We start from the raw sequence: 10,960 nt of genomic DNA on the forward strand, positions 1-10,960 counted from the left end.
CAGCCGCTGGGCTACGTCCCTCCGGCCGAGTTCGAGGCCAACTACCATCAACAACGCGCTGGTCAGGCCGCGACCGTCTGACTTAAACCAACGGGCCTCCGCGAAACCCGGGGCGATTCATCCTGCCCATTGACAATCACAGTGAGCAACAAGAAGGGCTCGTTCCTGAAGACACGGATGCCGTAATCAGCTACCTCCGCGAACTGGGCTCGGAAGCATGCGCTCGAGCGCGCGAGTACGTATGCAGCGCGCCAGCTGAGGTTCGAACGCCGTATCGGTCGGTTATCGAGGCGAAACTGGGCTGGCTGCCGGTCAAAGACCGCTAGTCGGCTACGTCACCGGAACGCGATGTTCGCCAATACGCTCTGTCTGATTCTGGATTGTGAGATCCAGTCCCTGTTTGCCGGCCAAAGTGGTGCAAGGGGCATCTTTTAACTGCCGAATCAGTGAGTAGAGCAGCCGCATGATCGACGTCATGGAGGTGATTCATGACCGTTGAAACCAAAGATAGGAACGAACTCTTCGATAAGGCTGAGCTGACTTCGCCGGGCAGCGCGACATCCGAGCGCATCGTCTTTCGGTTATTGATCGCAGACGCAGGCCCCGAGGCCACTGCCAAAGGTGCGTGGGCGCCAAAGGCCCTCTGCTCCAGGGCCATTCGGGTATTGGGCCGCGCAGCGGCAAGTGCCAGGCGCCACATTTCAACGTCGAGCAGGATTCCAAAACGTCACATCCACCCAATGCTCCTGACTGCAGAGGCTGGCTGCTTCATCGGGCTGATCGTGCTGGACTTTCGCTCGCTGACGCCAGCAAAACTGGAGCTGGCGCGCGTCGCGGGATCCAAGCTGACCGACGTCCTGATGGTGGGCATCCGGCATCAGTGCGACTGGTCAGCCACCGGTACGGCAACTGCGATGCCGAACGGCCCCACGGAGGCCCCCGGCCAGACGGTTGAACAAATGCGCATCGCAGAACACTTTCTTGCCGCGCTAGAAAAGGCCGCCAACACCGCGGACAGCGGGGAGCTTCGCGTCAAGTCCATGCTGCCGGGGCAGGAGGCCGATGAACCGCTCTTGGTTAAGGCAACGAATGTGAAGCCCGCCACGCACTCTGAGACCGAACCCTGGCAGTTGGTCGCTCGTTTGGAGAGCATGGTCAACAAGGAAGTGATGCGCGTGCGCCGGCATGACGACCACCGGCCGATCCGGGTGGTGATCACCGGAGTCCCGGCGGCTCGCATTGACTTCCGTCTTCTGCAGGGCACGGGACCGGTCATCCTGCAGGTCAGCGGCCGGGTGGACGATTCCCTGGCCGAGGAGCCGACCGTCCGACTGATCTCGATGGAGGGGCTGGACATCGAGCATTGGGAATCCTGCGCAGACTGGATCGAGAACCTCGCCAGCCACCTCGACACCCACAGACGCACCTTGGAAGCTGCCGGCCTGCTGCCCGGCAAGCCTGCTTGGGCTGAGTCCGGCAGCTCAACTCGCTGACGACTCCAGCTGGTCCTTGGCCCGAACCGCCACCAATAGCACGAGGCCGGCTGCCGCCATCGCGACCGCCGTCTGCACCGGTCCATCCTCATTGCGCCTCACCCGGATCGCCAGCCGCCGAGTACCGCGGCCGCGCGCGTGCCAGTCATCTCGCATCATGGGCACCCGGCCATGCAGGTTTACCGGCAGCCCCAGCAGACGTGCCTCATCTTCCAGCGGCACAAGGCCGCCCGACGGCGAGGCGTATTGGCGGCGAGGTCGTTTTGCGCGGCCTTTGCCGGCTACAGCCTCGCCGACCGGGTCGGCTTCGCCCGGAAGCAAGAGTTCGACGCGCTCCTCGCCGAACGTTGCCTTCAGGACGGACGTCACTGCCTGCGCTGTGACGACGTCGCCTACCAACATCACACGAGAGCCGACGTGCAGGTGTTGACCTGCCAGAGCACTGAATGCCTCCAACCTGTCCGCTGGCCAGCTCTCGAACAACTTCAGCGCCTCCTGGATTGGGTCTCCTTTCAGGATCGTCTGCTCCAACGAACGATCAACCCATAGCCCATGCTTCAGCGCGCGGCCTTCGTCGAGCAGCCGGTCTGACCAACTGCGTGCCGCGGCGAGGATCGCTTCGACCCAGGCCTCGTCCTCAAGCATCACGTCGGCGGCCTTCATCCCCTCATCGTCATGCGCGCGAATGGCGAACTGCAGCACGGACAACGCGCTCACCAGCCAGCCCACCGACGGCACGGCCTTAACTGGGGTCAAGACCAACGGCCGATCGGCACGTTCCCCTTGAACGCGCCAATCGGGCGCAATGAATTCGATCAAACTATCGCCGAACTGATCGCCTTTTGCCGTCCACCGCTGTCGCTGCTTCTGCAGTGACTTGACGTTTCGATCGCCGCACCAGGCGAGAAACTGATCATCGCGCGCGCTCCAGTAGTTCCAGCGCGTCCGACGGCACCATTGATATAGCCACCGGTGCCCGGCGTGCCCATACACGTTGAGCGTCGTCGCCGGCGACGCGTGGCCCAGCAGCACTGCGATCCCCCACACAAGGCGCCGCGACGGATCGACTTCGTTCACAAGCTGAAGCGACAGAGGTAACAGGGAGCCAATCACCTCTTCCGGCGCAGCGACTTCGGCCAGCATCCTCGTTGCCCAGCTGTGGCGGCAGTGGTGAACGCGGATCGTCGGATCACCCGTCGCGCAGCGCAAGGCTTCAGCCAGTCGGCGCGCGATCGCCTGCTTGGGAACAAACTCCTGCGCATTAGTGCCCGCAGCGGCCTGGGCGAACAGCGGCTGCTTGGCGTCAGCGTCAGCCCCTTCGACCACATGGCGTTCCCATTGCCTCAGGATGTCGACTTCCATCTTGTCCAGCGGCTCCAGGCAAGGCACTGACCGTCGTGCCGCTTCCGTCTTGAGCCGCCGGTAGGAATTCCCCCGGACCCGTACCCACCAGATGCCAAGCCGCCGATCAAACCGAAGGTCACCGACCTGCAAGCCTGTGGCTTCGCCGATGCGCAGGCCGAACCGGTACAGCAACACCAGGACCGCCGCCTGCATCAGACGCCTGCGCTTGTCGGCCCAGGGATCGTGCAGCAAAAGTTCAAGAGCGGACCTGTACTCGTTCAGCTCCACGACATTGGCATTGACGTACTGGTGATCCACGCCGGCCAGTGCACGGAACTCCGACCAGTCGATGTCGGGCACGCCCTCGTTCAGCGCCAGCCAGCGATGGAAATTGCGCGCCGGCGCATAGAGATGGGTCTTGTCGTCGAGCACGGCGTCGTCCACGATGGCGCTGTACAGCTCCTCGAGCTCGTTGGACAGCATCAGCCGCGGATCGACGTCCGGGATCTCCTCGATCAGGCGAATCGACCATGAGAACCAGTAGTTCCTGATGGTCTTCGGCGCGTACCGCTTCTTGGGCTCGTATTCCGACGTGACCAGATGCCGCACCCACCGATGCATCAGTATGCAGATCGCGGGCATCCCAGCCTGCTTCAGAACACCCGACGCCATCTGGTCGAGCTCGGCCAGGCAGCGGTCCAGTGGGCTTTTCGCGCGCCCCTGTTTTCCATCAGGTTCGTCGGTCGAGTCCGTCACTGGTGCAACAGGCAGCCCAGCTGGCTGCACTGACACCGTCGGAGTGCGTGGCTGGGATTTGTCCTTCTTGGTCGACGCCGAACCGTGGACGAGGGTCGCCATGGCCTTGAGCATTGCCGCACGAAACACCCTCACCTGCGCGACGTCCACCTTGGTGACGAAATCCGCTCGCTCGGCGACCTCGCCCAAGGCCAGCGACCGTTCGTCCTGCCGAGCTCCGATCGCATCCAGACTCACCTTGGTGGGCGCTGCGCCACCCAGGCGTTCGGCATGCAACCAGCTGGGCGACACACTTTTGTGCGACCCGTCGGCCTGCCCGAGCACAAGGCCGGGGCAGTCGGCCGCCAATGCCCCCTGCAGTCGGCTCAAGAACTTCCAGAACCCTCCAGGATCCTGAACCTTGGCAGCCCGACAAAGCGCGCGGAGCGCGGCATCGAGGGACTTGTCAGAGACACGGGCCCACGCGGCGCTGTCCACTCGGTGAAGCAGCGCCGCCAGTGTCGGCGGGATGGCGTACTGCCGCAGGTTGCCCGAAGGGAGTGGCAGGTGCAGCCAGCGCACGCCATCGGGATCCTGGCTCCTCTTGAACATGGCCGGCGCCTTCAGCCAGGTCGTCCAGATTTCTGGATCGATTGCCAGGCCAACGGTGCACAGGGTCAGCACGAGTGCGTTGGCGTCGATCGCACTGGCGACTTCCTCGCCGCGCTTCCACGCTGCCCGTTGAGCATCCCAGTACTCACTCAGCGCGCGGTCGTACTGATCCAGCCAGCGCGCCGCGGAGAGCCCATCGAGGGGACAGACATGCGCGTGGTCCCTCAGGCTCAAGCCCACCGCAGGCAATTCCAGATCGGACAAATCGTGCTGCGAGATCCAGTCCAACAGCAGCGCCCGCATCAGCTCGAATCGTGTCGATGCCGCGCCGGAAGTGGCGTTGCTGGTCGAGCGGCGGACGTGCTCGAAGAGCTTGTCGATGTCAGCCTGGTTGAGCTGGCTCGGCGCCCGACCGTCCAGCTGATGCAGCGCCCAACCTTCCACGTCTTCACGCATCCGCATCCACTGCGCAGCGCGCCGCGCCGCACGGCGCTCATGACCAAACAGCATCGGCGTGGGCTTGGGCGACAGCGACGGCATCAGCGCGTTCGCCGCGGGACGCTCGAGGAACGTCGGCATCGTCTGCAGACCCAGGTCCATCGCCCAGCCATCCAGTGCAGTTCGCAGGCTCGAAAACAGATGCTCGTCGGCGAGAGGAGACCAGGTACTTCTGTTCTGCGTGCCGAGTTGCACGTGGCCGTAGAAGCTTTGCAGCGCTCGATCTTCAACGCCTCGCGCCAGAAGTTCGATGGAACCCGCGTGCCGGCCAACGTTCAGAGGCCAGGGCCATCGCTCGCCAAGGGTCTTGCGCAGGGTGCGCCAGCTGATTCGTTCGATCTCAAGCTTCTCGTTCAGAAAGAAACGGAACGGCGCAGCTCGCCACTCAGGCCTCTCGAGCGCACATCGGATCCGCTGTGCGGTCTCAGGCGCCACCGGCATGAGCTCCGCGATCAATCGCCACAGGTGGTCGGTCTGGCTTGCCACGGCGGCACAGCCGAAGGCACTGAGAACGATCAGGCGATGCGATCGAGCGACGGACTGGAATTTGTCGTCGACCAACAACTTCTGCCGATTGGTGTCGATCAGGTCGAGCGACTCCATGGGATCCGACACAGCGCGCAAGCCCTGCTGCAGCGACAGGCCGAGAACGTCAGCGGCTTCGCGGGCGTTATGCCGCTCATGCAGTGGGCGTGCCGCATCTTGAGCAACCGAGAGAGCCCATTCACGGACCGCGTCCAAGTCGCGACGCAGTTCCCCTGCCCTCGGATTCAGCGCCGAACCCAGCCAGCTACCGGGCGCGCTCGGCGGAAGGGCATCAAGCCTCCAACCTTGCCAGGTCAAAACCTCACGATGGTGGGCTGCCAGTTGATCCGATGGATAAGCCCGGTAGTAGGCGGCGGGACAGCGCTGGCCATCCATGACGCCGCAAAGCAGATGGCCAGGCACATGGTCAGGGGCACGCCCTTCATGCCCTTGGCTCAGCGCCACGGGAAGCCAGTTCTCAACCCTGGACAAGGTTTGTTGCCCGCCGCCCTCTGCGCGCAACCGGGCGAGGAGCCCTCGGGCGATCTGCACAACGTCGAGGGTGCTGAGCCCCAGCGCGTCGGCGATTGGCCGCTCGTCCTTCGGCGGCAGCAGCGCGTCCAACCAATCCGCGACCGGCTTGGGCAAGGAGAGTGCAACGTGGGATGCGCGCGCATTGACCCGGCCAACAAGTTGATCTGCCGGCTGCCAAGCCGACTTCTGCGCCGGCACAAATCTGTGAAAACACCGGTCCCCCAGCCAGGAGCCATCAGTTTTGCGGCCACGGCTCAGCCCTGCCACATCCTCCGTGAGCGTCCCAACGCACATGACGAGGCCCAGCACGCCAGCCGCATTGCGCTCTGCCGCTGACTCGTCGTTCAGGATCGACTCAAGGTGCACGACAAGGTTGGCGGCGTCGACCGGCGTAAGCCGCTGGTTGTCCCAGACAAGATGCTGGTTCTCGCGCGCCGTGAAAAATCCTGTCCGGGCGCGTCGTGCTTCGGCGGCCTGGTGCGACTCGGGCTGCCCCTCCTTTTCCGGGAGCGCGACCATGAGGTCGTGAGGAGATTCCGGATCGTCTGCCGTGTCACCGGCTCCCTCATCGAGCCCGTCCTCCGGCTCTTCGGGGTCGTCTGGCAAGGCATCCAACAGTGCCGGACGGAAGTCGTCATCGCCTGGCACTTGGGACGGAACTGGCGGCCGAATTGGGGCAACCGGCCGTGATGCTGGACGGCTTCTGCGGAGCGACTGTCTGACCAGTTCACACCAACGCGCGAGATCGATGAGCCAGGTTTGCTGCGGCCGGTTCAGATCGGAGGTTACCGATGCAAGCTTGGCGACATGGCCAGCGATGTGCTCGACCAGCTCGACCAGATCAAAAGAAGCGAGCCGGGGAGGTATGAGCGTGGCCCATGTCCCACGGAGTTCGGCGGCCTTTCGCGCGCCATCTGCCACAGCAGCCAGGAGCCTTGACTGTTCAAGCTTGAGCACCGGGCCTACGAGAAGCAGCGCCCGCAACTGCTGGTGGGCCTCGAAATTGACCTCGGGCGCTTGGCAACTGAGTAGGTCGGCCAGTGGGTAGTCGCCAGCCCGGTGGTCCAGGAAGCTATGGAGAGGAGGCGTGTCGATCAGCTGCGCGAGTTGAAGATCAAACCAGCCGTCGACGATTTGCAGCGCACGCCGGCTCTCACAGGCGGCGCGCCAGGTTTCAGCCCGAGCGGGCAACAGCTCGGTGAGCACGTTCCAGCTAGGCCCTATGTGTCCGACTTGGGCTTCCTGCGGCATGATCCGTCATGGCGACATGTTTGCCACGGATTCTGGCTCAATCGCGCGCCAAGTCTGCAGAAGACTATAAATTGTCGCCGTCCATTCCATTGAAAGCGACATCATTTTTCATGTTTTCAGTCAAATGATGTGTTTTTAAGATGCATTAACGCAATCTATACACAGTGCATTCGTAATGCGACTCCTCTTGCCGGCACCAAACAGCCCAGCCCTCCCGGTTGGGCTTTGTTGTTTCTGGGGCTCGGTTAGCCGGTGGTGCAGCGTTTCCACCCGCTTGCTCGCACATCCCCGCGACCGAGTGGTTGGGGCCAGGAAAAGCAAATCCGATGCAGGGCCGGGCTTGCCGGATAGCTCGTGGCAATCTCGCGGTCCGCATGGTCCTTTGTTCGCAACGACGCCAGCCCGGCCACGACGACCAAGACCTACGAGCGCTCTGGCGTCGCACAACGCGCCGCGCCCGCCGTGAGCGGCCCATTTCCCACGGCGGAAAATTTGGTGCTCGGAAAGCACCAACGGCCTACGATTCGAAAACCGTAAGCCGTTGATTCAAAACAAAAACTTGGTGGGCCCTGAAGGATTCGAACCTTCGACCAACGGATTAAGAGTTTGTCCGCGAAACCGTTTGCCTAGGCAAGCTGAGCGAATTCGAACCGATGGAGCCGAAGGAAAAAGCAATTGCGCGACAGCAACTTAGCGTAGTTTGGCGAACAAGGCCAAACCTGATGGCTGTACCGCTTCCGTACCGCAAATCAAAGAGCTGGGCCAGAACTCCGCCGACTAACGCACGCGTTCGATGCCCCCCCCGACGGTGGGCTGAGCAGCAGGGCCACCAGGTAAGGTAGCCCTGTTCGTCGGGTGCACGAGAGCCTGTCAGGAATTTCGTGCGCGAGGCATAGCAAGTCTCAAGCTCCCCCTGCCGCCTCCAGCGCGTACACGGGCACGTCGCCGCCACAGGAGCTGGTCGCGAAATAGTAAAACTAGCCTGCAGCGCCTTGGCTGGAGCGCACATGTCCCACGATCAGGCTGATGAGGACGCCGACCAGTTCCGGCGGGAAGTCGTGCCCCATGCCCGGCAGAATGACTAGGCGTGCTCCGCTGATGGCCGCGGCGGTGGCGTAGCCGCCATTGGTTGCCACCATCAGGTCTCGTTCGCCATGGATGACCAGCGTGGGGCAGCGGACGCGGCCCAACTCGGCGGTCCGATCGCCCGAATTGATGATCGCGCCAATCTGCCGCCCGGTGCCGACGTTGTTGCGCAGGCCGCCACCGCGCTCCCAGGCTTGTTCCGCATATCGCCGGTGCCGGGACTCGTTCCACGCCAGGCTCGAACCGACCACTCTCAGGAAGTCGACGTAGTCCCGAACGGCTTCCTGCTGGTTGCGGGGCGGCCGGCGGATCAACTGCAGGATCGCCTTGAACGCCGGCTGGCCGACCTTCAGCGATCCCGTGGTCGAGAAGACGGAGGTCAGCGACTTCACCCGCTTGGCATGGCGCGCCGACAGCGTCTGCGCAATCATGCCGCCCATGGACATTCCCATGACGTGGGCGGAGGCGATGGACAGCGCATCCATCAAGCCGACCACATCGTTGGCCATGTGACCCAGGTCGTAGCCTGGCGTGGGCCGGCGAAGCAGTTGCTGAAGCGTGCTGGGCGGCACGGTCTCGGTGAAGAACGACTGCCCCGAGTCGCGGTTGTCCAAGGTGATCACCCGCAATCCGGCGGCCACCAGGCCATCGATCAGCGGCTGTGGCCAGTAAGTCAGCTGCAACCCCAGGCCCACCACCAGAATCAGCGTCTCCCCGCCGTCGGGGCCGTGGCTGCGGTAGCAGATCCGTCGGCCATCGGCCAGATTGCAGAACAGGTCGCCCGTGTCCACTGGGGCACCTTTCGCACTGCGTGCTGTCCCGCCAGGCGGGAGCTGAGCGCCTTCGGGCGACCATGCGACGCTCATGCCTCAGCCTCCGAAAGTCGCCGACCGACCGGAGCCTTGGAGGCGGCAACGGGGGCCGGCGAAAACACCAGGCACTTCTCCGCCACCCGCCCGCGCCGCAGCAGCTTGACGTCGCGGAAATAGTCCATCGACATGACCCACGGCTCGCTGGGTCCCTGGCGCGGCAGGCCGTCCACCGCGCGCTGCACGTAGCCCGCTCCGAAATCCAGCAATGGGCGCGTCTTGATCCCCGCAGGTGCCTGCGCCTCGCAGACGGCGTGCCCATGTTCGTCCATGTAGGCCAGGAGCCGGCAGAAGTGGTCGCAAAGAAGGCAGACCTTCAGCGTCCACGACGAATTGGTGTAGCCGGCGGCGAAGCCGAAATTCGGCAAGCCGGACAACATCATTCCCTTGTAGGCCAGCGCGTTGCTCAGCGTCACCGGCTGCCCATCCTTGTGCAGCGTCACGCCACCGAAGAGCTGGACGTTGAGTCCGGTGGCCGTGATGATGATGTCGGCCTCGATCTCCTTGCCCGACTTGAGAAGGATGCCGGATTCGGTGAAAGTTTGGATGTGGTCGGTCACGACGGACGCCTTGCCCGCACTGATGGACTTGAACAGGTCATTCTCGGGCACCGAGCACAGCCGCTGGTCCCAGGGCTTGTAGGGTGGGTTGAAGTGCTCGTCGACCGGGTAGCCCTTCGGCAGCGCCCGGCGCACCAGCCCCATGAGCAGCTTTCGAGCCAGTTTCGGAAAACGTTGGCAGAAGGCCCAGAACCAGAGGGTGAACCTGGCGTTGACGTAGCGAATCGCCAAATAGGCGGCTTGTGGCGGCAGTATCTTCTTCAGGAACACCGCCACGGGATCGACGGCCGGCTGGCTGACGATGTAGGTGGGCGTGCGCTGAAGCATGGTGATGTGCGCCACCCGATCGGCCATCGCCGGAATCAGCGTCACCGCCGTGGCGCCGCTGCCGATCACGACGACGCGCTTGCCGGCGTAGTCGAGGTCTTCGGGCCAATGCTGCGGATGCACGATCTGCCCCTTGAAGCGCTCGGTGCCTTCGAAGCGCGGGCAGAAACCCTGGTCGTATCGATAGTACCCAGCCGCACTGAAGAGCCAACGGGTCATGACCGTGCGAGTCTCGCCACTGACGCCATCGCGGACCCGGACCGCCCAGAGGCCCTCGGCGCTCAGCCAGTTTGCTGATTCCACCTGCTGTTTGTACTGGATGGCAGTCTCCAGACCGTTCTCCTCCACGGCTTCCTGGAGGTACTCGAGGATGTCGCGCCCGTCGGCAAGGTTCTTGTCCTTGCCCCAGGGCTTGAAGTCGAAACCGAAGGTGTAGAAATCCGAGTCGGATCGAATGCCGGGATACCTGAACAGGTCCCATGTCCCGCCCATCCGCTCCCTCGACTCGAGGATGGCGAAGCGCTTGCCGGGCTGCTTCCGGCGCAAATAGGCGGCCATGCCGATGCCGGAGATCCCTGCCCCGACGATCAGGACGTCCAGCGGTTCATCGAGATGAGCAGATTGCGATGGCATGTTGTTCCTTTGTCCTCGTGTTCTTGACTGCTGGGTGAATGCCTGTGAAGCGGCGCGAGGCATCACGCGCAAGCTTGGGTTCGAGTCCTGGCCGATCACCGACGGCGCGATCACTGTCGCCACGGCGCCGGGCCATCAATCTCGTGGCCCGGGGCTGTGCGTCTTTCCCTTTGCTCTCTTCGTGCCAGCCCCGGGTCTGGCTGAATTATTGGTCAATTGACCACTGAATAGAGTAGGTGAAACAACTGATATTAATAGACGATACAGGTCATCCGACCACTTTTATGGATTGCAGGCCTCACTGGGCTCGATCCAGCGTCGCGGTCGATCGCCCGCCCAGCCGCTCACGCAGCTCGCCGGGCAAGCCAGCGCTACTCCACCGCCTTCAGCATGTCCTCGACGACCTTCTTCGCATCGCCGAAGACCATCATGGTCTTGTCCATGTAGAAGAGCTCGTTGTCCAGGCCGGCATAGCCCGCTGCCATGGAGCGCT

At 63.3% G+C, this 10,960-nt stretch carries 5 protein-coding genes; 1 reads left to right on the plus strand and 4 read right to left on the minus strand.

Annotation, left to right across the window (positions count from 1 at the left end; all coding sequences use genetic code 11):
* Positions 1 to 488: 488 nt before the first annotated feature.
* Positions 489 to 1,493, plus strand: coding sequence for a hypothetical protein (locus NYP07_RS23690; protein WP_268154655.1), 1,005 nt, complete (start codon positions 489 to 491; stop codon positions 1,491 to 1,493).
* Here NYP07_RS23690 and NYP07_RS23695 read toward each other — a convergent pair.
* From NYP07_RS23695 to NYP07_RS23710, 4 genes are all read right to left on the minus strand, one after another.
* Entirely contained in the window at positions 1,482 to 6,992 is a 5,511-nt protein-coding gene (locus tag NYP07_RS23695) for a tyrosine-type recombinase/integrase (protein ID WP_268154657.1), read from the minus strand. The genes NYP07_RS23690 and NYP07_RS23695 overlap by 12 nt on opposite strands.
* Before the next feature lie 977 nt (positions 6,993 to 7,969).
* On the minus strand, positions 7,970 to 8,869 hold the full coding sequence (locus NYP07_RS23700) for an alpha/beta fold hydrolase (RefSeq protein WP_268154659.1): 900 nt from the start codon (positions 8,867 to 8,869) through the stop codon (positions 7,970 to 7,972).
* Between the two features lie 71 nt (positions 8,870 to 8,940).
* Positions 8,941 to 10,467 carry a flavin-containing monooxygenase gene (locus NYP07_RS23705; RefSeq protein WP_268154661.1) on the minus strand — a complete coding sequence of 509 codons (1,527 nt, stop codon included), beginning with the start codon at positions 10,465 to 10,467 and terminating at the stop codon, positions 8,941 to 8,943.
* Between the two features lie 371 nt (positions 10,468 to 10,838).
* Positions 10,839 to 10,960, minus strand: a 122-nt coding sequence (locus NYP07_RS23710; protein ID WP_268154663.1) for an NAD(P)(+) transhydrogenase (Re/Si-specific) subunit beta, incomplete at its 5' end; no start/stop codon positions are given.

This window comes from Pelomonas aquatica (genome assembly GCF_026712205.1).
Lineage (GTDB): Bacteria > Pseudomonadota > Gammaproteobacteria > Burkholderiales > Burkholderiaceae_C > Pelomonas > Pelomonas aquatica.